Consider the following 22,900-nt stretch of genomic DNA (forward strand, 5'->3'; position numbering starts at 1 on the left):
GACGTGCTGCGCTGCACAGGGCGCCTTCGAGGCGATGCGGCGCCGGCATCTGCCTCCGTATCGGGCAATTTGCCCGCATCCGCATCAGCGTGCCAGGAGAACCGCGCTGCAGGAAGCCGGCAGCCTGGGCGGCGGCCCGGGCGGGCCGGGGCGGCGCGGCGGCGGCTGGCGGGCCTCGTCGCTGAACCACCAGTCGAGGCTGGCATCACAGCCATCGCCGGGCGGCGGCGGGGCGATATCCTGGCACTCCGGGCTGTCGGCCGGGCAACGCAGGCGCAGATGCATGTGGCTGTCATGGCCGCGCCAGGGCCGCACCCGCCGCAGCCAGGGGGCGCCTGCATGGTCGGCGCATAGCCGGCGCTTGATCGCGGGGTTCACCAGCAGCCGGTCCAGCCCTGGCGCCTCCGCCGCGATTCGGATCAGTGTGGCGTGGCGGGCGGTCCAGCGCGCCGGGTCCACATCCAGCCCATCGGCGCGGACGAGGGAGGGGATGGTCAGATCCTCCCGCATCGCGGCCGGCACGCGGGGCTTCGGGCGCAGATCGAGCCAGATATCGGCGTCCAGCCCCGATTGGTGGCTGGCATGGCCCCAGGGCATCGGCCCGCCGCGCGGCTGCGACAGGTCGCCGATCCACAGATCGGGCAGCCCCGCCGCGCGCGCCTGGCCCGCGATATGCGCCACGAGGCCGAGCGTCGCCGGGTGGCCCCAATGGCGGTTGCGGGAGGTGCGGATCGCCTGCCAGCCCGGCCCTTCCGGCGCCAGGGCCTGGCCACCGGCCAGGCAGCCGAGATTGGTGCGGCCGATCACGCGTGGCGGTGCCTGGCTCGGCCGGGACAGCGCGGCCCAGTCGGCGGCGCTGGCCGGCGGCCCCAGCCGGTTCGGCTGCGCCCTGGCCGATTCCGGCATGGCCAGCAGCAGGGCCAGCCCGGCGGCCAGCAGGGGCCGGATCGCCGCGGCGGCGCGGGCTATGCCGGAAAACGTCATGCGGTGTGACAGGCCCCGTTCGATTTTTGGCTCACCCGGCAGTGAAAGCTCGGAAACCGGCCTGCACAAGGGTGCGAATTTTGTCACATTGCTGTGCAACAAGGGAGGGCCGTGAGCGACTCGTGGCGTTGTTCTGTCCGGACGGGACGGGCGCGCCGACGCAGAGGGGATCTGGATTTGGGCCGTTATCTTGTGACCGGCGGGGCCGGATATGTCGGCAGCCACACCGTGCTCGCGCTGCGCGACCGCGGCGATGAGGTCGTCGTGCTCGATGATCTTTCCAAGGGTCACCGGGAAGCCGTGCCGCCTGGCGTGCGCCTGGTGGCGGGGCGCTGCGAGGACCAGCAGGCCCTGGCCGAGGCCTTCGGCGGTGGCCGCTTCGATGCGGTGCTGCATTTCGCCGCGCTGTCCCTGGTGGGCGACAGCATGCGCGACCCGCTGCGCTACATGGCGGAAAATCTCTCGGGCCTGTCCGCCGTGGCGAATGCGGCCGTTCGGCATGGCTGCCTGCGACTGGTGATGTCCTCCACCGCCGCGCTGTTCGGCTTTCCCGAACGCATCCCGATCGATGAGGAGCAGCGCCTCGGCCCGGTCTCGCCCTATGGCGAGAGCAAGCTGATGTGTGAGCGCGCGCTGCACTGGGCGGAGCGCATCCACGGCCTGCGCTTCGCCTCGCTGCGCTATTTCAACGCCGCCGGCGCCGACCCGGCCGGAAGGGCCGGGGAGGATCATGACCCGGAGACGCATCTGGTGCCGCTGGCGATCGACGCCGCGCTGGGACTGCGCCCGCCGCTGATGGTGTTCGGCACGGATTATCCCACGCCGGACGGCACCGGGATCCGGGATTACGTGCATGTGACGGATCTGGCGGATGCGCATCTGCGCGCGCTGCCGCTGCTCGAGGAACGCTCCGTCCGCTACAACCTCGGCAACGGCACCGGCTATTCGGTGCGCGAGGTGATCGATACCGTCGCCCGCGTCGCCGGCCGCCCCGTGCCGCATGCGCTGGGACCGCGGCGGGAGGGGGACCCTGCGGTGCTGGTCGCGTCCTCCGCCCGGCTGCGGGCGGAAACCGGCTGGCAGCCGCGCTTTCCGAAGCTGGAGGATATCGTCCGCACCGCCTGGGATTGGCGCGTCGCCCACCCGCAGGGCTATGCGGGCGGGCGCCAGGCGGCCTGAACGGCCGCCGCTGCAGCCAAGGCGGCGCTTTCCCGGCCCCTTTTCCGGGGCCTACCCGTTGAAGCGGAAGGCGCCGGCCACCTGGTCCTGCGGCTGGCCCTGGCCCTGATTGGCCTGGGCACCGGCCTGGCTGGCCGCGACTTCCTTCGCCCGGGCCTCGATCTGCCGCGTCACATCCGCCAGGACCCGCGCGAGATTGGGCAATTGCAGCACCGGCACGATCACCAGGGCGGAGGGTTCCGGCTTGCCGTCCTTGACGGCGGCCGAGGCGCTGGTCTGCACGCCGAGCGTGATACGCGCGACGCCGCTTGCCACATGCACGTCGATGATGCCGTCGCCGAAGACGGTCGGAATGCTGGTCATGGCTGTGATTCCCTACTGTTCGCGGAAGGCGCGGTGGAAGCTGTCGATCAGCGGCTGCATCATGTAGCGGGCGAAGGTGCGTTCCCCGGTCTGGATCTGCGCCTCGACCGCCATGCCGGCGCGAAGCGTCAGCCCCTCCACCGCGCGAAGCTGGTCTTCGTCGATCTGGATCTGCACGCGGTAATAGCTGACGCCCCGGCGCTCATCCTCCGTCACGTCGGAGGCGACGAAGGTGACACGGCCGTGCAGATAGGGCACCAGGCGCTGCTTGAAGGCCGGCAGGCGGATTTCGGCCTGCAGGCCCTGATGCACCACGTCGATGTCGTTCGGCTGGACATGCACCTCGGCGATGATGCGGTCCTCGGCCGGGACCAGGTCCATCACCGGGTCGCCCGGGCGCACCACCGCGCCCACGGTGAAGACGCGCGAATTCAGCACCGTGCCGGCCTCGGGCGCCGTGATCTCAAGCCGCGTCGAGACATCCTCCGCCGCGCGCAGCCTTTCCTCAGCCTCGGCCAGCCGCTGGCGGACCTCGCGCAGTTCCGTCGAGGCTTCCTGGGTATGGGTGTTGTTGACGCGCGCCATCTCGCGCTCCGATTCCGTGATCTGGGCGCGCGAGCGGACCATCTGGTTGGTGATGTCGGTGATGTTGCCCTCGACCGAGGCCACCTGGCGTTGCAGCGCCAGAAGCTGCGGCAGCCGGGCGAGGCCCTGGCGCAGCAGCTGGGCGGTGTTGGTCTCCTCCGCCCGCAACAGCACCAGCATGCGGCGCTGCGCGTCCATCTGGCCCTCGGCGGAGGCGATGGTGGCGTTGTGCTGGTCGATGCGCGAGCGCAGCACCTGCATCTGGCTTTCCAATGCCACGCGGCGCGCCTGGAACAGCGCGCGCTGGCCACTGATGACCTCCATCGCGCGCGGTTCGGAGGAGGCGACCAGATCGGCGGGGAAGCTGAGGGTCGGCGCCCCGGCCAGCTCCGCCACCAGCCGCGCATCCTGCGCCAGCAGCGCCCAGCGCTGGCTGCGGAGCGTCTCGGTCTGCTGCGCCGCCTGTGGCTGGTCGAGGCGCATCAGCACCTGGCCCGCGGTCACGGAATCGCCGTCCCGCACCAGGATGTCGCGGACGATGCCGCCCTCGAAATGCTGGATGGTGCGGCGGGTGCCTTCCACCTTCAGCACGCCGGGCGCGATGGAGGCTTCCGCCAGCGGCACCAGGCTGGCCCAGACGCCGAGTCCCACCACGAAAACGGCGACGATGACATAGCCGAGCCACATGGCCGTGCCGGTGCGCGGCTTCGGCGCATCGAGGATGAGGTCCTCCTCGGCCGGCTGCCACAGGGCCGGCGGGGCGGCGGCGGGGCGCGGGGCCAGGTCCTGGCCGGGGCGTGGCGCGGGCCCGTTGCCGGGCAAGGGGATCGCGGCGCTCATCTTGCACCTCCGGCGTGCTGGACGATCTCGGCCGGGCGGCTGCCCTGGCTGCTCCCTTGGGCGAGGCGCTTCAGCACCTCGGCGCGCGGGCCAAAGGCCTCTGCCGCGCCATCGCGCAGCAGCAGCACCTTGTCCACTCCCTGCACCAGGGTCGGGCGGTGCGAGACGAGGATGACGGTGGTGCCCTGCGTCTTCAGCGCCTCCAGCCCCCGGATCAGCGCCTGTTCGGCATCGCCATCCAGGTTGGAATTGGGCTCGTCCAGCACCACGAAGCGCGGGTTGCCGTACATGGCGCGCGCCAGGCCGATCAGCTGGCGCTGGCCGCCGGACAAATGCTGGCCACCATCGCCGATTTCCGTGTCGTAGCCCTGCGGCAGGCGCAGGATCATTTCATGGCAGCCGGCCAGGCGCGCGGCCTCGAACACGCCCTCGGGCGGTTCCTCCCGCATCCGGCTGATGTTCTTCATCACCGTGCCGTCGAACAGCTCCACATCCTGCGGCAGGTAGCCGACATAGCGGCCGAAATCCTCCCGCTGCCAGGTGAAGACATCGGCGCCATCGAGGCGCACCGTGCCCGCGGCGGGCGCCAGCGTGCCGATCAGCAGGCGGATCAGCGTGGTCTTGCCTGCCGCCGAAGGGCCGATGATGGCCATGCTCTCCCCGGCCGCGAGGTTGAAGGTGATGCCCTTGATGATGGCCACGGACTGGCCGGGGAAGCCGAAGGTCACGCGCTCCGCCGAGACCCGGCCCGTCGGCGCCGGCAGCGCCATGCCGGGCGGGCGGATGCGCGGCAGGGCCAGGAAGCCGAGCAGCCGGCGATAGGATTGCCGCGCCTGCACCAGCTGCTTCCAGCCGCCGATCATCTGCTCCACCGGCGCCAGCGCCCGGCCCATGATGATCGAGGCGGCGATCGAGGCGCCGGCGGTCAGCTGCTGTTCCAGCACCAGGAATGCACCGACGCCCAGCACTCCCACCTGCACCGTCAGCCGGGTGAAGCGGGTGATGGAGAGCAGGAAGGCGGCGCGGTCCGCCGCGCGTTCCTGCGGTGGAATGGAGGCGGACAGCCCCTCCCGCCACTTGTGCAGCACGGCGGGCGCCATGCCCATGCTGTCGATGACCTCGGCATTGCGCACCATGCTCTCGGCGCGGCGCTGATTGGTCATGCTGGCGGTGCTGGCCTGGCGGACCAGGGACCCGGTGGCCCATTCATTGGCCAGCGTCAGCAGGAACAGCAGGGCCGCACCGGCCAGCGCGATCCAGCCGAGCGTCGGGTGCAGGGCGAAGATCACCGCCAGGTAGATCGGCACCCAGGGCACGTCGAAGACGGTGAGCGATGCGGGGGAGCCGAGCCAGCCGCGGCAGGCGGCCAGGTCGCGCAGCGCCTCCATCCGGTACGGCCGGCCGCGCAACTGGCTTTCGATGGCGCGGAGGAAGGCCTCCGGCGCCACCTTGCCCTCGATCCAGGAGGCCAGCCGCTGCATCACCTGCCCGCGCAAGCCGTCTAGCACCGCCATGATCAGCAGGGCGAAGATGGCGATCGCGGTCAGGTAGTACAGCGTATCGAGGCTGCGGGAGCCGAGGACGCGGTCGAAGACCTGCATCATGTACAGCGAGACGGTGAGCTGAAGCAGGTTCACCACGCCGCTGAACAGCGCGACGCCGACAAGCTGGCGCCGGCTTGCCGCCAGGGCGCGCGACAGCACCGTCTCCGGCGGGCGGTCGCTGCCGCCGGGCATCAGGGGCATCGGGGGACGCATGGATCAGAACACTCCGGCAGGCAGCAGGTCCGGCCGCAGCCAGATGGCATAGGCGGCACCCGCCACCAGGGTGATGGCCAGCAGATTGGCCAGCACCAGCTTCAGCAGGCCGGGGCCGCGAGGCAGCCTGGCGATCTGGTCGCGGGCGGCCTCCAGGCGGATCACCTCCGCCTGGTTGTGCAGGGTGCGGAAGGCATGCGCCTGCAACTCGGCCTCCGCATTGCGGCGCAGCGCCTCCGGCTCCATCGGGCGGGCGGCTTCGACGGCCATGGCGAAGGCCAGCAGGTCGCGCAGCCGGTCATCCGGCCGGTCGGTGAGGAAATCCTCGAGGCAGGGGGCGGGCAGGGTGGCGAGCGTGACAGGCGGAACAGCTCGTTCCGGCATGGCGCCGGCTTCGGCGCGGCCGGGCAGTGGGCCGGCGGGAGGCATGCCCGTCATGGGACTTCCAGACATGTCTTGTGTCCGTGAAACTGGCCGGGTGGTGCAGCGGTAGATCCGGGTGGCGGCGTCCTAGCATGCGAGGCGTGGCGATAAAACAAACGTGAGGGTTGAACCCCCGTGCGGAAGGTTCCGGCCCCACCCTGCACCAATGGCCACTACCGCAAAGAGGTTTCCCGAGTGATGACAGCCTTGCTCACGAAGTTCGGCGCCGGAATGGCGAGGTAGGCCATCCGCTTGGCCTCGACCCGGCCGCGGGTCACGGTATCCAGGATCAGGCCGCAGGCAAGCGACAGGAAGGCCAGCAGCACCAGCCCCATCGACAGCACCGCGGTGGGCAGCCGGGGCACCAGCCCGGTGGCCAGGAAGGTGTGCAGCACCGGCACCGCCAGGCCCAGGCCGGTGCCGGCCAGCACCAGGGCGATCAGCGCGAAGAAGGGCAGCGGCCTTTCCCGCCGCACCAGCAGCAGGATGGCATTGAGGATGCGGAATCCGTCCCGCCAGGTATTGAGCTTCGAGGTACTGCCCGGCGGCCGCGCCCGGTAGCTGCTGGGCACCTCGCCCACCGGCATCCGCAGCTCCAGCGCATGGACGGTGAATTCCGTCTCGGTCTCGAAGCCCTCGGCCAGGGCGGGGAAGGATTTGGCGAAGCGGCGGGAGAACACCCGGTAGCCGGACAGCATGTCCGAGACCCGGTTGCCGAAGATCACACGCACCAGGCCGGTCAGCACCTGGTTGCCCAGCACATGGCCGGGGCGGTAGGCGGCCTTGGCCTCCGTCACCCGCGTGCCGGTGACCATGTCGAGCCGGTCTTCCATGGCGAGGCGCAGCATTTCCGGCGCCGCGGCGGCGTCGTAGGTGTCGTCGCCATCGACCAGGACGTAGAAATCCGCCTCGATATCCGCGAGCATCCGGCGCACCACATGGCCCTTGCCCTGCTGCACCTCCCGCATCACCTGGGCGCCGGCGGCGCGGGCGGCCTCCCTGGTGCCGTCGCGGCTGTTGTTGTCATAGACATGGATCGTGGCAGTGGGCAGGGCGGCGCGGAAATCGGCCACCACCTTCGGGATCGCCACTTCTTCGTTGTAGCAGGGGATCAGGACGGCGATGCGGGGCGCCGGATCGGGCTGGGTCATGCAGCCGCCCGCGCGGCGTTGAAGACGAAGCGGCGCGACAGCCAGAAATTGCCCACCATGCCGGCCAGCGCGCCGGCCGCGACCCCGATGACCGGATGCGCGGCCACCAGCGGCAGGCTGGCCACCATGAGTGCGTAGGTGCCGTAGTTGCAGGCGAAGCCGATCAGGTTGACCAGCAGGAACAGCGCCCATTGCCGGGCCATCGGCGCGCGCGGTGCGGCGCGGAAGGTCCAGGCGCGGTTCAGCGCCCAGGTGGTGCTGGCGGCGGCGAGGTAGGATACCGCGCGGCCCGAATACAGCCCGAGCCCCAGCGCCAGCCCGGCATAGAGCACCGCGGTATCCACCACGAAGCCCACCGTGCCCACCACGCCGAAGCGCAGGAACTGCATCAGCCCGGCCGACCTTGCCGGTCCCAGGCGCGAGGTCAGGATTTCTGCGGTGCGTGCGGGCATAATGCTTCCATGGTGGGCGAGGTGGTGTGACGGCCCGCAACGTCAAACCATCATAGCATGACCAAAAGGCGGCAGCTTGCCGGCGGCCGCACCGGCTGCGAGCCTCATTGCGCTTGGCAGGGGGTTTCGGGCGGATGCGGGTTGGTCTTGTGGGTCTGGGGCAGATGGGGCTGGCGATGGCCGGCCGGCTGGTGGAGCAGGGGGTGGAGGTGCTGGGCTTCGACCTCGACCCCAGCCGCTGTGATGCGGCGCGGGGGCGCGGTGTGCGGGTGGTGGCGGCGGTGGAACAGGCGGCAGCCCCGGTGATGCTGCTGTCCCTGCCGCAGGACCGCGCGGTGGAGGCCGTGTTGCTGGCGCTGCTGCCTGTGCTGCCGAAGCAGGCAGTGCTCGCCGATACCTCGACGCTCGATCCGCATGCGGCGCAACGATTCGCCTCGGCCGCCGCCGATTGGGGCGTGGACTACCTGGATGCGCCGGTCTCCGGCGGCCCCGCCGGGGCGGCGGCGGGCACGCTGGCGATGATGCTGGGCGGGGATGCGGGGGCGATCGAACGCGCGCGGCCGGCTCTGGCGCTCGTGGCGGCGAAGCTGGTGCATGTCGGTGGGCCAGGTGCCGGGCAGGTGGCGAAGCTGGTGAACAACCTGATGGTGGCGACGCATCTGGCCGTGGCCGGGGAGGCGCTGCGGCTCGGCGCGCTGGCGGGCGTGACGCCGGAGGCCCTGCTGCCGGTGATCAACGCCGCCTCCGGCCGCTCCGCCGCGACGGAGGTGAATTTTCCGCGCTGGATCCTGCCGGGCGGCTTCGACTCGGGCTTCTCCGCCGGGTTGATGCGGAAGGATGTGCGGCTCGCCTTGGCGCTGGCCGAGAGCGTCGGCGCCGCCCTGCCGGTCTGCGGCCCGGCGGCGGCGCGATGGGAGGCAGCGGCGGCGGCGGATACGGAGGATTTCAACCGCGTGCCCGCCGCCATCCTGGGGGGTGCGTGAGCATGTACGCGGCGAAATCCGTCCTGGCCGGGGAAATCGCACGCCTGCTCGGCGGCCGCATCGGCAGCGTGCTGATGGGAGAGATCACGGCAGGGCAGGGTGCCCCGATCACGCTGCAGGATCCGGCCACCGGCCTGCCGATGGCGGATTACGCCGATGCGGGTGCCGAAGTCGCGCGCCAGGCGGCGGCGGGCGCCGTGGCGGCGCAGCGGGCATGGATGGCGCTGAGTGCGGCAGAGCGGGGGCGGCGCATCTGGGCACTCGGCGCGCTGCTGCGCCAGCATGCTGAGGCGCTGGCGCGGCTGGAATCGGCCAATGCCGGCAAGCCGCTGCGCGACTGCCGCGCCCAGGTCGCCCGCGTCGCCGAGATGGCGGAATACTGGGCCGGCTGGTGCGACAAGATCGAGGGCCGCACGGTGCCCGTGCCGTCCGGCCACACCGTCATCATCCGGCGGGAGCCGATGGGCGTGGCGCTGGCCATCACGCCATGGAACGCGCCGCTGTTCACCTGCGGCTGGAACGTGCTGCCGGCGATCGCGGCCGGCAATGCTGTGGTGCTGAAACCCTCCGAATACACGCCGCTGACCTCGCTGGCCTTCGGGCTGCTGGCGGTGGAAGCCGGGCTGCCGCGCGGCCTGGTGCAGGTGGTGGCCGGGCTGGGCGCGACGAGCGGGGAGGCGCTGCTGGCCGCGCCCGAGATCGCCATGGTGACCTTCGTCGGCGGTGCCGCGAGTGCCAGCCGGATCGCGGCCACCTGTGCGGCGCGGATGATCCCCTGCGTGCTGGAGCTGGGCGGCAAATCCGCCAATATCGTCTTCGCCGATGCCGATCTGCCTGCCGCCGTGCAGGGCGCGCAGCAGGCGATCTTTGCCAGTTCCGGCCAGAGCTGCGTCGCCGGATCCCGCCTGCTGGTGCAGCGGTCGGTGCAGGACCGCTTCCTGGAGATGCTGGCCGCGGCATCCGCGAAAATCCGCCTGGGCGACCCGCTGGATGCGGCGACCGAGGTGGGACCGTTGGCGACCGCCCGGCAATTCGCCCATGTCACGCAGATGGTGGCCGATGGCGTGGCGGATGGCGCGCAGCTGCTGGCGGCGCCGCGGGCCGAAAGCCTGCCGTCCGACGGCTTCTGGGTGATGCCCAGCATCCTTGCCGGCCTTTCCAACACTGCCCGCGCCGCGCAGACCGAAATCTTCGGCCCCGTGGTTGCCGCCATCCCCTTCGACGACGAGGCCGAGGCGGTGGCGCTGGCCAATGCGACCCCCTACGGCCTGGCCGGCGCGGTCTGGACGCGGGATCTGGGCCGGGCGCATCGCGTGGCCGCGGCGGTGCGGGCGGGCAGCTTCTGGGTGAATGGCTACGGCACCATCCATGTCTCCGTGCCCTTCGGCGGCTTCGGCGCCAGCGGCCATGGAAGGTCCTCCGGCATCGAGGCGCTGGCCGCCTACACCCAGTCCAAGGCGGTCTGGGTGGAGACGGCGGAGACGCCGGCGCTCGGCTTTGGGCATCGGCCAGGGTAGTATTGTTGCGGCCCTTGCATCGCGCCGGGGAAGGCTGTTCCCTTGCCGGTCAGGGCTGACCGCGGCACCTCGCCGCGCGTGCGATCTGGGAGACATAGAAAAAATGTTGCGTCGCCATCTTCTGACCGGCGCCGGGGCGGCGCTCGGCGCCTCCACCATGGGCGTGCCCGCCTTCGGCCAGGGCACATCGGCCGCGTCGCGCGTGCTGAAGTTCATTCCGCAGGCGGACCTCGCGGTGGTCGACCCCATCGTCACCACCGCCTATGTCACGCGCAACCATGCCTATCTGATCTGGGATACGCTGTACGGCTTCGACGCCGACTACAAGGCGCAGCCCCAGATGGCGCAGGGCCATACGGTGGAGGATGACGGCAAGCGCGTCACCATCACGCTGCGCGACGGGCTGAAATGGCATGACGGCACGGCAGTGACGGCGAAGGATTGCGTCGCCTCGATCCGCCGCTGGGCGGCGCGCGATGCGCTTGGCCAGGTGCTGATGGCGCAGACGGATGAGCTGGCGGCGCCGGATGACAAGACCATCCTGTTCCGCCTGAAGCGGCCCTTCCCCCTGCTGTTCGAGGCGCTGGGCAAGCCCTCCACCCCCGTCGCCTTCATGATGCCGGAGCGCCTGGCCAGCCAATCCCCCACCACGCCGATCACCGGCGACCTGATCGGCAGCGGGCCGTTCAAATTCGTGGCCGGTGAGCGCGTGCCGGGCGCCCGCGTGGTCTATGAGCGTTTCGCCGACTACGTGCCGCGCACCGGTGGCGAGGCGAGCTGGACCGCCGGGCCGAAGGTGGCGCGGTTCGACCGCGTCGAATGGCATGTGACCCCGGATGCGGCGACCGCCGCGGCGGCGTTGCAGAGCGGTGAGATGGATTGGTGGGAACAGCCGACCGGCGATCTGCAGCCGCTGCTGCGCCGCAACCGCAACATCGTGCTGGAAATCCCGGACCCGACCGGCCTGCTGGCGATCGCGCGCTTCAACCATCTGCACCCGCCCTTCGACAAGCCGGCGGTCCGCCGCGCACTGCTCGGCGCGGTGAACCAGGCGGATTTCATGACCGCCGTGATCGGCACGGATCGCAGCCTGTGGCGCGAGGGCATCGGCTTCTTCCCGCCGGGCACGCCGATGGCCTCCGATGCGGGGCTGGAGGCGGTGACCAGCCCGCGCGACATTGAGAAGGTGAAGCGCGAACTGGCCGCCGCCGGCTACAATGGGGAGAAGGTGACGCTGATCGCGGCGTCCGACTTCCCGTCGCTGAATGCGCTCGCCCAGGTCGGCAACGACATGATGCGGCGCGCCGGGATGAATGTGGACTACATCTCCACCGACTGGGGCACCGTGGTCCAGCGACGCGCCAGCCGCGAGCCCGGCGATCGCGGCGGCTGGAACATGTTCTTCACCTTCTGGTCCGGCCTCGACATGTTCAATCCGGGCGTGCACCAGAGCCTGCGCGGCCATGGCCAGCAGGCATGGTTCGGCTGGCCGACGATTCCGCGCATCGAGGAGCTGCGCCAGGCCTGGTTCGAGGCGCCCGACCTCGCGGCGCAACAGGCGCTGGGACGGCAGATCCAGGAAGTGGCCTTCCAGGAAGTGCCCTACCTGCCGCTCGGCCAATATTTCCAGGCGACCGCCTATCGTCGCGACATCACCGGCGTGCTGAAGGGCCTGCCGCTGTTCTGGAACGTGCAGCGCGCCTGAACATGCCGACGGCGGAAGGGGTGCTGCGGCCCCTTCCGCCTGACTGCCCGGCGGTTGCGTCTTGCGGGAACGGCGCTGGGCTGGTCTGATCGTCTCTCGGGATGGCTTGAACGGGAGACTGGTATGCTTCGCAGGGATCTGCTGAAGACAGGCGCAGCTATTGGTGGTGCTGCCACACTGCCGAGCTTCGCCATCGCGCAGCCGGCGCAGAACCGCGTGTTGAAGATGGTGCCGCAGGCGAACCTGACCAGTCTGGACCCGGTCTGGACCACGGCGAACATCACGCGCAACCACGGCCACATGATCTATGACACGCTGTATGGGCTGGACGCACAGTTCCGCCCGCAGCCGCAGATGGCCGCGGGCCATGTGTCCGAGGATGGCGGGCGGCGCATCATCATCACGCTGCGCGACGGGCTGAAATTCCACGATGGCACGCCGGTGCTGGCGAAGGATGTGGTGGCCAGCGTCTCCCGCTGGATGAAGCGCAACCCGTTCGGCCAAAAGCTGGCGTCGCTGACGGATGAGCTGACGGCACTTGATGACAAGCGGCTGCAGTTCAGCCTGAAGCGGCCTTTCCCGCTGCTGTTCGCGGCCCTCGGCCAGGTCTCCAACAGCCCGGCCTTCATCATGCCGGAACGCCTGGCCAGCACGGATGCCTTCACGCAGATCAGGGAAGCCGTTGGCAGCGGGCCGTTCCGCTTCAAGGCGGATGAGTACAATTCCGGCTCGATGGTGGTGTACACCCGCAATGCGGATTACGTGCCGGTTGCATCCGGCACGCCGAGCCTGACGGCCGGGCCGAAGATCGTGCATTTCGACCGGGTCGAGTGGCACATCATCACGGATGCCGCGACCTCCGCCGCCGCCATCCAGACCGGCGAGATCGACTGGTACGAGCAGCCGCCGCCGGAGATCCAGCAGCTGCTGCGCCGCAACCGCAATGTGCGGATCGAGGCGATCGACCCGCTGCCGCTGACCGGCATCCTGCGCTTCAATCACCTGCACGCGCCCTTCGACAACAAGAAGCTGCGCCAGGCGATGCTGCCCGCGATCAGCCAGTCGGACTTCATGCAGGCGATCGTCGGCACCGATCCGGCCAATTTCAACGCGGCCACCGGCTTCTTCACGCCGGGCACGCCGATGGCCAATGACGCGGCGATGGCGGCCCTGACCGGCCCGCGCAGCATCGACCGCGCCAAAACACTGATGCGGGAAGCCGGCTACAACAACGAGGTGATGCGCCTGATCGGCCCGACCGACATCCTGGCGCCTTCCGCCATGACCCAGGTGGGTGCGGATCTGGTGCGGCGGATGGGCTTCAATGCGGATATCGTGCTGACCGACTGGGGCACCACCGTGCAGCGCCGCACCTCGCGGGAGCCGGTCTCGGCGGGTGGCTGGAGCATGCTGTTCACCGCCTTCTCCTCCTTCGACTTCGCCAACCCGGCGGCGCATTTCCCGCTGCGCGGCAATGGCACCGGGGCCTGGTTCGGTTGGCCCAACATTCCGAAGCTGGAGGAGCTGCGCGATGCCTGGTTCGAGGCACCGGATGCCGCCTCCGAACAGCGCCTCGGCCGGGAGATGCAGGAGGTGGCGATGGATGAGCTGCCCTACATCCCGGTCGGCGCCTACCTCTCCCTGACGGCACTGCGCAACAACCTGTCCGGCCGCGTGCCCGGGCTGGCGCTGTACTGGGGCATCAAGCGCGACTGAACAGCTTCACCAGACAGGGGATCGAAAAGATGATTGGACGGCGTGGATTGATGGCGGCTTCGGCCGCGGCGGTGGCGGCCCCCAGCGTGGTTTCGGCGCAGGGTGGCGCGGCACGAAGCCTGCGGGTGATTCCGCAGGCCAACCTGACCTCGGTGGACCCGGTCTGGACCACCGCGGTGGTCACCCGCAACCACGCCTTCATGATCTACGACCAGCTCTGCGCGCAGGACAGCAACGGCGAGATCAAGCCGCAGATGGTGGAGGGCTGGACCGTCTCCGACGACCAGCTCACCTGGACCTTCACGCTGCGCGAGGGCCTTGCCTTCCATGATGGGGAGAAGGTGCTGGCGAAGGATGCCGTCGCCTCCATCAAGCGCTGGGCGCGGCGCGATCCCTTCATGCAGGTGCTCAGCGCCGGCGTGGCGGATGTGGAGGCGATGGATGACCGTCGCTTCCGCTTCCGCCTGCACCGGCCGGTGCCGCTGCTGACCATGGCGCTCGGCCAGACGCAGTTCCCCTGCTTCATCATGCCGGAGCGCATCGCCAGCACGGATGCCTTCACCCAGATCCGGGAGACGGTGGGCAGCGGCCCGTTCAAATTCGTCCCCGGCGAGTGGAACCCCGGCCAGCGCGCCGTCTGGGCGAAGAACGAGGCCTATGTGCCGCGGCAGGAAGCCGTGGATGGCCTGGCCGGCGGCCGCCGTCCGAACATCGACCGCATCGAGTGGACCATCATCACGGACCCGGCGACCAGCGCCAATGCCATGATGCAGGGCGAGCAGGATTACTGGGAGTACCCGCTGCACGACCTGTTGCCGCTGTTGCGGCGGAACCGGGAAATGGTGGTACAGCAGCGCCTGATGGACGGCACCTATGGCGTCTGCCGCTTCAACACCTTGCAGCCGCCGTTCAACAACCCCGCCATTCGCCGCGCCGTCGCCATGGCGGTGGACCAGCGCGACTATCTGCGCGCCGTCGCCGGCAACGATCCGGATGGCTGGGGCGTGTGCGAGGGTGTCTTCACCTGTGGCACCGCGCTCGCCAATGAAAGCGGCAGCGAGATCCTGAAGACCCGCAACATCGAACGCGCCCGCGCCGCGTTGCGGGAGGCCGGGTACAATGGCGAGAAGGTGGTGCTGATCGCGCCCGGTGACTATCCGCAGATCAACGCGCTGTCGCTGGTCACGGCCGATATCCTGACGCGCATGGGCTTCAACCTCGAAGTCATCTCGACCGACTGGGGCACGCTGGTGCAGCGCCGCGCCAGCAAGGAACCGGTGGAGCGCGGTGGCTGGAGCATCATCCACACCACCTCCTCCGGCCAGTCGCTCGCGCTGCCGGTCTATCACCTGTTCCTGCGCGCCAATGCGGCGAATGCCTGGTTCGGCTGGCCGGATGAGCCGGAGATCGAGCGCTTGCGCGGTGAATGGGTGCAGACCGGCGACCCGGCGGAAAGCCGCCGCATCGCGGAACAACTGAACGCCAAGGCGATGGAGTCGATGTACTACATCCCGCTCGGCTTCTACTGGCAGCCGAGTGCCTGGCGCCGCAACGTCACCGGCGTATTCCGTGCGCCGGCCACTGTCTTCTGGAACATCGGCAAGGCTTGAGACCATGATGCAGACGACCAGGCGGAGCGTTCTCGGTGCGGCAGGGGCGGCGCTGGTCGCGCCCCGGCTGGCGTCGGCACAGGCACGGGCGAGCACGCTGCGCTTCGTGCCGCAGGCCAACCTCTCCAACATCGATCCGGTGTGGTCGACAGCCGTGGTGGTCCGCAACCACGGCCTGATGATCTACGACACGCTGTATGGCCTCGGCGCGGATTTCCAGCCGAAGCCGCAGATGGCGGCCGGCCATGAGATCAGCGATGAGGGGCGGCGCTGGACCATCACGCTGCGGCCGGGGCTGCGCTTCCATGATGGCACGCCGGTGCTGGCGCGGGATTGCGTGGCCTCCATCGCGCGCTGGTCGAAGCGGGATGTGCTGGGCCAGCGGCTGGATGGGCTGCTGGATGGCATGCGCGCCATCGACGACACGCGCTTCGAAATCCGCATGAAGAAGGCCTGGCCGGGCCTGGCCTTCGCATTGGGAAAACCCTCGGCCAATATCTGCGCCATCATGCCGGAACGCGTGGCGCAGACCGACCCGTTCCAGCAGATCCAGGATTTCACCGGCAGCGGGCCGTTCCGCTTCCTGCGCGACGAGTTCCGCGCCGGCGACCGGGTGCTTTATGCGAAGTTCGACGGCTACGAATCCCGCAACGAGCCGACGGATTTCCTGGCCGGCGGCAAGCCGGTGCATTTCGATCGGGTCGAGTGGCAGATCATGCCCGATCCCTCCACCGCCGCCGCCGCGTTGCAGAACAACGAGGTGGATTGGTGGGAGACGCCGCTGGCGGATCTGCTGCCGCTCTTGCGTCGCAACCGCGACATCGCGGTGGAGATGATCAGCTCGGCCGGCAATCTCGGCGTGCTGCGCTTCAACTTCCTGCATCCGCCCTTCGACAATGTCGCGGTGCGCCGTGCCATCCTGCCGGCGCTGGACCAGCGCGCCTTCATGGATGCGGCGATCGGCACCGACCCGGAGATGTCGCGCGTGCCGGCCGGTGCCTTCACGCCAGGCATGCCGCTTGCCAATGATGCAGGGCTGGAGGTTCTGTCCGGCCCGCGCAACCTGGCGGCGGCGCAGCGGGCGTTGCGCGAATCGGGCTATGCCGGGCAGCGGGTCGCGATGCTGTCGGGGACGGATATCCCGATCCTGCAGAACCTGTCCGTGGTGGCGGCGGATCTGTTGCAGCGCATCGGCTTCAATGTGGAATTGCAGGCGATGGATTGGGGCACGCATATCCAACGCCGCACCAACCGCGGCCCGGTGGAGCAGGGCGGCTGGAGCGCCTTCTGCACGACCTGGGAGGGTTTCGACGTCTCCGTTCCCGGCAGCCACCAGCCGATTCGCGGCCATGGCAGTGCCGCCTGGGCCGGCTGGCCCACCATCCCCCGCCTCGAGGAACTGCGCGAGGCGTGGTTCGAGGCGCCGGACCTGGCGGCGGAGAAGCGGATTGCGGAGGAGATGCAGCGCGTGGCGTGGCAGGAGGTGCCTTTCATCCCGCTCGGCCAGGTACTGCCCCGCATGGCGCATCGGCGCAGCATCACCGGCCTGGTGAAGGGCGGCCCGGCGCTGTTCTGGGGCGTGCGTCGCGCCTGACCCGGTCCGCCTGCCGCGGTGGCACGGCGTGTGCACCGCAACACGCCTGTATGCGCCAGCCCAGGATGAACGGTCCTGAACGCTGGCGCATCGCACAGGGATAAGGCAGGCTGCCTCTAACGAGGGCGTCTGGGATCAAGGGGCTTCAAAATATGGAACGCAGGTCATTCCTCAAGACCGGCCTTGCCGCCGGCAGTTTCGCGGCAATGGGCGGCCATGCCGCGCCGGCGCTGTCGCAGGGGGCGCGGGCGCGCACGCTGCGCTTCGTACCGCAGGCGAATCTTGCCAATTTCGACCCGATCTGGGGCACGCAGTATGTCGTGCGCAATGCATCGGCCATGGTGTGGGACACGCTGTATGGCGTGAACGACAAGCTCGAACCGCTGCCGCAGATGGTGGAGGGGGAGACGGTTTCCTCGGACGGCCTCACCTGGACCTTCAAGCTGCGCGCCGGGCTGCGCTTCCATGACGGCACGCCGGTGCTGGCGAAGGATGTCGTCGCCTCCATCGCCCGCTGGGCACCGCGCGACCCGATGGGCCAGATGGTGCGCGCCATCCAGAAGGAACTGGTGGCGGTGGATGACACCACCTTCCGCTGGGTGCTGGGCAGCCCCTATCCGAAGCTGAAATACGCGCTCGGCAAGACCAACACGCCGATCTGCTTCATCATGCCGGAACGGATCGCGACGAAGTTCGACAGCTTCACGCAGATCGATGAGTATGTCGGCTCCGGCCCGATGCGCTTCATCCGCAACGAATGGGTGCCTGGCGCCTCCGCCGTGTTCCAGAAGTTCGACCAGTACGTGCCGCGCGAAGGCACGCCGAGCTGGCTGTCCGGCGGCAAGGTGATGGGCGTGGACCGCGTGGAATGGGTGGTGATGCCGGACCCGGCCACCGCCGCCGCCGCCCTGCAGAACGGCGAGGTGGATTGGTGGGAGAACCCGATCACCGACCTGGTGCCGCTGATGCGCCGCAACCGGAATATCCGCCTGGATATCGCGGACCCGCTGGGCAACATCGGCAGCTTCCGCATGAACCATCTGCATGCGCCGTTCAATTCCAAGAAGATCCGCCAGGCGGTTCTCGCGGCGATGAGCCAGGAAGACTACATGCGCGCGCTCGTCGGTAATGACGATGCGCTGTGGAAGGCACTGCCGGGCTTCTTCACACCGGGCACGCCAGCCTATACGGAAGCGGGCGGCGACATCCTGAAGGGCCCGCGCAACATGGACCTGGCCAAGCGCCTGTTGCAGGAAGGCGGCTACAACAACGAGCCGGTGATCTGCATCGTGGCGCAGGACCAGCCCATCACGAAGGCGCAGGGCGACATCACGGCGGACCTGCTGAAGCGCATGGGCATGAATGTGGACTTCATCGCGACGGATTGGGGCACCACCGGCCAGCGGCGCGCCATGAAGAACCCGCCGGCGAATGGCGGCTGGAGCATGTTCCACACCTGGCATGCCGGCGCGGATTGCGTGAACCCGGCCGCCTACAACGCGGTTCGCGGCACCGGCCAGAGTGCCTGGTTCGGCTGGCCGGAATCGAAGGGCGTCGAGGACGGCGTGGCCGAATGGTTCGCCGCCCCCAACGCGGCGGCGGAAAAGGTGGCGATGGACAAGATCAACACCGCCGCGATCGATGACGTGGTCTATGCGCCGACCGGCTTCTTCCTGGGCTACACGGCCTGGCGCAGCAACGTGACCGGCATCCAGAAGGGCCCGCTGCCCTTCTTCTGGGGCGTCAACAAGGCCTGATGACAGATTGCATCCGGGCCGGGCGAAGACCCGGCCCGGATGCACCGATGAACCGAAAGGTCTGATAAGCGGATGTTTGCCTATATTGTCCGAAGAGTTCTCGCCACCATCCCGGTGATGGCGATCGTCGCGTTGTTCGTCTTCTCGCTGCTCTACATCGCGCCGGGTGATCCCGCCGCGGTGATCGCGGGGGACCAGGCCACGCCGGACGATGTGGAGCGCATCCGCGCCAGCCTCGGCCTGGACCGCCCCTATCTGGTGCGGTTCGGTGCCTGGGTTTGGGACATCGCGCGTGGTGACCTCGGCGTGTCGATCTTCACCAATCTGCCGGTCAGCACCATGATCCAGCAGCGGATCGAGCCGACCCTTTCCTTGATGGTCGTGACGCTGATCCTGGCGATCTCCATTGCCATCCCGATGGGGGTGTTGGCCGCCCAGCGGCAGGGCACCTGGATCGACCGCGCGGTGATGGGCTTCGCCGTGCTCGGCTTTTCCGTGCCGGTCTTCGTCGTGGGCTATATGCTGGCCTATATCTTCGCGCTGGAACTGGATTGGCTGCCGGTGCAGGGCTACACGCCGTTCTCTCGCGGCTTCTGGCCGTGGCTTGAGAATCTCATCCTGCCCGCCGTCGCGCTCGGCAGCGTGTACATCGCGCTCATCGCGCGCATCACGCGCGCCACGATGCTGGAGGTCCTGCAGCAGGACTACATCCGCACGGCCCGCGCCAAGGGCGTCAACCAGTCCGGCATCCTGTTCCTGCATGCGTTGAAGAATGCGGCCGTGCCGGTCATCACCATCATCGGCATCGGCCTGGCCGGGCTGATCGGCGGCGCCGTGGTGACGGAAAGCGTCTTCGCCATTCCGGGTCTCGGCCGCCTGACGGTGGATGCGATCCTGCGTCGCGACTACCCGGTGATCCAGGGCGTCGTGCTGCTGTTCAGCTTCGTCTATGTGCTGGTCAACCTTGCCATCGACCTCGCCTACACCCTGTTCGACCCGAGGATCCGGTATTGAGCACCACCACTCTCCCCCCTGGGGTCAACGCGGCTGTCCCGATGCAGGACATCATGCCGCCGGTCCGCGCGCGCGGTGGCGTGTTCGGCTACATTCGCCGCAACCCGACCATCGCCGTCGGCGGGTTCCTGGTGTTTGCGATGATCTTCATCGCCGTCTTCGCGCCCTTCCTGACCAGCAAGGACCCGACGGCGCTCGCACCCGCGCTGCGCACGCGGGAGCCTTCGGCGCAGTTCTGGTTCGGCAGCGACATGCTGGGGCGGGACATCTATTCGCGCGTGCTCTACGGCGCCCGCGTCTCCCTGACCGTGGGCTTTGCGGTGGCGTTCTTTGCCTCCGTCATCGGGCTGTTCATCGGCCTGGTCTCCGGCTTCATCCGGGTGGCGGACAGCATCATCATGCGGATCATGGATGGCATCATGTCCATCCCGTCCATCCTGCTGGCGATCGCGCTGATGGCACTGACCCGCGGCAGCGTCGGCAATGTGATCCTGGCCATCACCATCGCCGAAGTGCCGCGCGTCGCCCGCCTGGTGCGTGGCGTAGTGCTGTCGCTGCGCGAGCAGCCCTATGTGGATGCGGCGGTGGCGTCGGGCACCCGCACGCCGATGATCATCATCCGCCACATCCTGCCCAACACGCTGGCGCCGATGACCGTGCAGGCCACCTATATCTGCGCGAGCGCCATGATCACGGAGGCGATCCTGTCCTTCATCGGGGCCGGCACGCCGCCCATCATCCCGTCCTGGGGCAACATCATGGCGGAGGGCCGCGCGCTCTGGCAGGTGAAGCCCTACATCGTATTCTTCCCGGCGCTGTTCCTGTCCATCACCGTGCTGGCCGTGAACCTGCTGGGCGACGGGCTGCGCGATGCGCTCGACCCGCGCATGGCCAAGAGGCTCTAAGCAATATGGCACTTCTCGAAGTCGATGCGCTGCAGACGCATTTCCGCTCGCCGGACGGCATCAACCGTGCCGTCGATGGTGTCTCCTTCCATGTGAATGCCGGGGAGACACTGGCGATCGTGGGCGAAAGCGGGTGCGGCAAGTCCGTTACCGCCATGTCCATCCTCAGGCTGATCCCGGAGCCGCCCGGCAAGATCGCCGGCGCCATCCGCTTCAACGGCAAGAACCTGCTGGAAGCGACGGACAAGGAGATGCGGGCGATCCGCGGCAACGAGATCAGCATGATCTTCCAGGAGCCGATGACCAGCCTGAACCCGGTGCTGACCGTGGGCCGCCAGATCGGCGAGACGCTGCGCCTCCATCAGGGCCTGTCCGCCCAGGCCGCGGAGGACCGGGCCGTGGATATGCTGAACCTGGTCGGCATTCCGGAGGCCAAGCGCCGGGTGAAGGAATATCCGCATCAGCTTTCGGGCGGCATGCGCCAGCGCGTGATGATCGCCATCGCGCTGGCCTGCAACCCGAAGCTGCTGATCGCGGATGAGCCGACCACGGCGCTGGATGTGACCATCCAGGCGCAGATCCTGGATCTGATGCGGGACCTGAAGCACCGCGTCGGCGCGGCCATCGTGCTGATCACCCACGATCTCGGCGTGGTGGCGGAGGTCGCGGAGCGCGTCGTCGTCATGTATGCCGGCAAGAAGGTGGAGGAGGCGCCGGTGCACGCGCTGTTCAACCGCCCGCGCCATCCCTACACCCAGGGCCTGCTCGGCTCCGTGCCGAAGCTCGGCTCTTCGCTCACCGGGGAGGCGACGCGACTGGCGGAGATCCCCGGCCTGGTGCCGAGCCTGAAGCAGAAGATCCAGGGCTGCGTCTTCGCCACGCGCTGCGCGCACGCCACCGACCTCTGCACCGCCTTCGCGCCGGCGCTGGAGGAGAAGGCGCCGGGGCATGTCGCCGCCTGCCACTATGCCTTGCGTGAAGGGGCACTTGCCGCATGAGCACCGTGCCCCTGTTGCAGGTCAACGACCTGAAGAAGCACTTCCCGATCCATGGCGGCTTCTTCGGCGGCGTCACCGCCAAGGTGTATGCGGTGGATGGCATCTCCTTCGACATCGCGAAGGGGGAAACCCTGTCCCTCGTGGGCGAATCGGGCTGCGGCAAATCCACCGTCGGCAAGGCGCTGCTGCGGCTGTTTCCGCTGACCGATGGCCAGGTGATCCTGGACGGCACCCGCATCGATGACATGCCAAGCAGCACGCTGCGGCCGCTGCGGCGGCGGATGCAGGTGGTGTTCCAGGACCCCTTCAGCTCGCTGAACCCGCGCATGCGGGTGCGCGACATCCTGGCCGAGCCGATCCGCAATTTCGGCCTGGCCAAGAACTCCGCCGATCTGGAAGCGCGGCTGGTGGCGCTGATGGACAAGGTACGGCTGCCGAAGGATGCGATCAACCGCTGGCCGCATGAATTCTCCGGCGGCCAGCGCCAGCGCATCGGCATCGCGCGCGCCCTGGCCGGGGAACCGGACCTGATCATCTGCGACGAGGCGGTCTCCGCGCTCGACGTCTCGGTGAAGGCGCAGATCGTCAACCTGCTGCAGGACCTGCAGAAGGACCTCGGCCTGGCCATGCTGTTCATCAGCCACGATCTGGCGATCGTGGAGCATATGACGCACCGGGTCGCGGTGATGTATCTCGGCAAGATCGTGGAGGTTGCACCGCGCCGCAGCCTGTTCGCCGCGCCGAAGCATCCCTACACGGAAGCGCTGCTGTCCGCCGTGCCGCAGCCGACGCCGGGCATCCAGCGGGAGCGGGTCATCCTGAAGGGCGATGTGCCCAGCCCGATCAACCCCCCCAAGGGCTGCCGCTTCCATACCCGCTGCCCCTACGCCTTCGATCGTTGCCGATCGGAGGAGCCGGTCCTGCGACCGATCCGGGACACGCTGGGGGAGGGGCATGTCAGCGCCTGCCACCTGCACGACCTGCCGCCGGCGGAGAATCCGCTCTCGGGGGCCAAGGGCGCCGCACTTCTGGCGGTGGGCTGACGGTTTCGCCATCGCCACGCTTGACGAGGCGCGGGACCGGGACGACTCTCCGATGTCAGGGCGGCCCCCAACCGGGGGCCGGCAGGCGAAAATTCGGGGAGAGGCGCGATGCCGCAGGTGACACTGACGGTCAACGGCACGAAACACACGGTTGAGGTCGAGGCCCGCACCCTGCTGGTCGAGACGCTGCGGGAGCAGCTTCGCCTCACCGGCACCCATGTCGGCTGTGATACCAGCCAGTGCGGCGCCTGCGTCGTCCACATGGGCGGCGACAGCGTGAAGTCCTGCACCATCCTGTCCGTCCAGTGCGACGGCAGCGACATC

General features: G+C 68.9%; 20 protein-coding genes. 13 read left to right on the plus strand and 7 right to left on the minus strand.

Features of this window, described 5'->3' with window-relative positions; translation table 11 throughout:
• Positions 1–84 precede the first annotated feature (84 nt).
• The gene (gene mepA / locus Q8S40_RS17680) at positions 85–984 is read right to left on the minus strand and encodes a penicillin-insensitive murein endopeptidase (protein WP_304807163.1); all 900 of its coding nucleotides are present in this window, start codon (positions 982–984) and stop codon (positions 85–87) included.
• A 177-nt stretch (positions 985–1,161) separates the two neighbouring features.
• Between mepA and galE the strand changes: the two genes are divergently transcribed.
• Complete coding sequence (gene galE, locus Q8S40_RS17685) at positions 1,162–2,163, plus strand: UDP-glucose 4-epimerase GalE (protein ID WP_305671416.1); 1,002 nt, start codon at positions 1,162–1,164, stop codon at positions 2,161–2,163.
• A gap of 51 nt (positions 2,164–2,214) precedes the next feature.
• On the opposite strand, the gene Q8S40_RS17690 is transcribed toward galE, so the two are convergent.
• The 6 genes from Q8S40_RS17690 to Q8S40_RS17715 form a co-directional block, all read right to left on the minus strand.
• Positions 2,215–2,526 (minus strand): hypothetical protein, encoded by a 312-nt coding sequence (locus Q8S40_RS17690; protein ID WP_305671417.1) that lies wholly within the window; start codon positions 2,524–2,526, stop codon positions 2,215–2,217.
• A 12-nt stretch (positions 2,527–2,538) separates the two neighbouring features.
• Entirely contained in the window at positions 2,539–3,951 is a 1,413-nt protein-coding gene (locus Q8S40_RS17695) for an HlyD family type I secretion periplasmic adaptor subunit (RefSeq protein WP_304807158.1), read from the minus strand.
• Complete coding sequence (locus Q8S40_RS17700; RefSeq protein ID WP_304807156.1) at positions 3,948–5,696, minus strand: type I secretion system permease/ATPase; 1,749 nt, start codon at positions 5,694–5,696, stop codon at positions 3,948–3,950. The genes Q8S40_RS17695 and Q8S40_RS17700 overlap by 4 nt, the downstream gene beginning before the upstream one ends.
• A 15-nt stretch (positions 5,697–5,711) precedes the next feature.
• On the minus strand, positions 5,712–6,137 hold the full coding sequence (locus tag Q8S40_RS17705; RefSeq protein ID WP_305671418.1) for a hypothetical protein: 426 nt from the start codon (positions 6,135–6,137) through the stop codon (positions 5,712–5,714).
• Positions 6,138–6,304: 167 nt separating this feature from the next.
• Positions 6,305–7,282 carry a glycosyltransferase family 2 protein gene (locus Q8S40_RS17710; protein ID WP_305671419.1) on the minus strand — a complete coding sequence of 326 codons (978 nt, stop codon included), beginning with the start codon at positions 7,280–7,282 and terminating at the stop codon, positions 6,305–6,307.
• On the minus strand, positions 7,279–7,734 hold the full coding sequence (locus tag Q8S40_RS17715; RefSeq protein ID WP_305671420.1) for a GtrA family protein: 456 nt from the start codon (positions 7,732–7,734) through the stop codon (positions 7,279–7,281). The genes Q8S40_RS17710 and Q8S40_RS17715 overlap by 4 nt, the downstream gene beginning before the upstream one ends.
• A gap of 134 nt (positions 7,735–7,868) precedes the next feature.
• On the opposite strand from Q8S40_RS17715, the gene Q8S40_RS17720 reads away from it, so the two are divergent.
• The 12 genes from Q8S40_RS17720 to Q8S40_RS17775 all read left to right on the plus strand — a co-directional run.
• Positions 7,869–8,717, plus strand: coding sequence for an NAD(P)-dependent oxidoreductase (locus Q8S40_RS17720; RefSeq protein WP_305671421.1), 849 nt, complete (start codon positions 7,869–7,871; stop codon positions 8,715–8,717).
• A gap of 2 nt (positions 8,718–8,719) precedes the next feature.
• Positions 8,720–10,234, plus strand: coding sequence for an aldehyde dehydrogenase family protein (locus tag Q8S40_RS17725; RefSeq protein ID WP_305671430.1), 1,515 nt, complete (start codon positions 8,720–8,722; stop codon positions 10,232–10,234).
• A 103-nt stretch (positions 10,235–10,337) separates the two neighbouring features.
• Complete coding sequence (locus tag Q8S40_RS17730; protein WP_305671422.1) at positions 10,338–11,939, plus strand: ABC transporter substrate-binding protein; 1,602 nt, start codon at positions 10,338–10,340, stop codon at positions 11,937–11,939.
• A gap of 123 nt (positions 11,940–12,062) precedes the next feature.
• Entirely contained in the window at positions 12,063–13,655 is a 1,593-nt protein-coding gene (locus Q8S40_RS17735; protein WP_305671423.1) for an ABC transporter substrate-binding protein, read from the plus strand.
• Positions 13,656–13,705: 50 nt separating this feature from the next.
• The gene (locus tag Q8S40_RS17740; RefSeq protein ID WP_305671424.1) at positions 13,706–15,265 is read left to right on the plus strand and encodes an ABC transporter substrate-binding protein; all 1,560 of its coding nucleotides are present in this window, start codon (positions 13,706–13,708) and stop codon (positions 15,263–15,265) included.
• 7 nt (positions 15,266–15,272) lie between these two features.
• A complete protein-coding gene (locus Q8S40_RS17745) occupies positions 15,273–16,859 on the plus strand; it encodes an ABC transporter substrate-binding protein (protein WP_371136855.1) in 1,587 nt (528 codons plus the stop codon).
• A gap of 152 nt (positions 16,860–17,011) precedes the next feature.
• A complete protein-coding gene (locus Q8S40_RS17750) occupies positions 17,012–18,616 on the plus strand; it encodes an ABC transporter substrate-binding protein (protein WP_305671426.1) in 1,605 nt (534 codons plus the stop codon).
• Between the two features lie 72 nt (positions 18,617–18,688).
• The gene (locus Q8S40_RS17755; protein WP_304807134.1) at positions 18,689–19,630 is read left to right on the plus strand and encodes an ABC transporter permease; all 942 of its coding nucleotides are present in this window, start codon (positions 18,689–18,691) and stop codon (positions 19,628–19,630) included.
• Between the two features lie 53 nt (positions 19,631–19,683).
• The gene (locus Q8S40_RS17760; protein ID WP_304807132.1) at positions 19,684–20,535 is read left to right on the plus strand and encodes an ABC transporter permease; all 852 of its coding nucleotides are present in this window, start codon (positions 19,684–19,686) and stop codon (positions 20,533–20,535) included.
• 5 nt (positions 20,536–20,540) lie between these two features.
• Entirely contained in the window at positions 20,541–21,533 is a 993-nt protein-coding gene (locus Q8S40_RS17765; RefSeq protein ID WP_304807129.1) for an ABC transporter ATP-binding protein, read from the plus strand.
• Entirely contained in the window at positions 21,530–22,576 is a 1,047-nt protein-coding gene (locus Q8S40_RS17770) for an ABC transporter ATP-binding protein (RefSeq protein ID WP_304807127.1), read from the plus strand. The genes Q8S40_RS17765 and Q8S40_RS17770 overlap by 4 nt, the downstream gene beginning before the upstream one ends.
• A gap of 108 nt (positions 22,577–22,684) precedes the next feature.
• On the plus strand, positions 22,685–22,900 hold a 216-nt coding region (locus Q8S40_RS17775; protein ID WP_305671427.1), incomplete at its 3' end, for a (2Fe-2S)-binding protein.

The sequence above is a fragment of the Falsiroseomonas sp. genome (assembly GCF_030695085.1).
In the GTDB taxonomy this organism is placed as follows: Bacteria; Pseudomonadota; Alphaproteobacteria; order Acetobacterales; family Acetobacteraceae; genus Falsiroseomonas.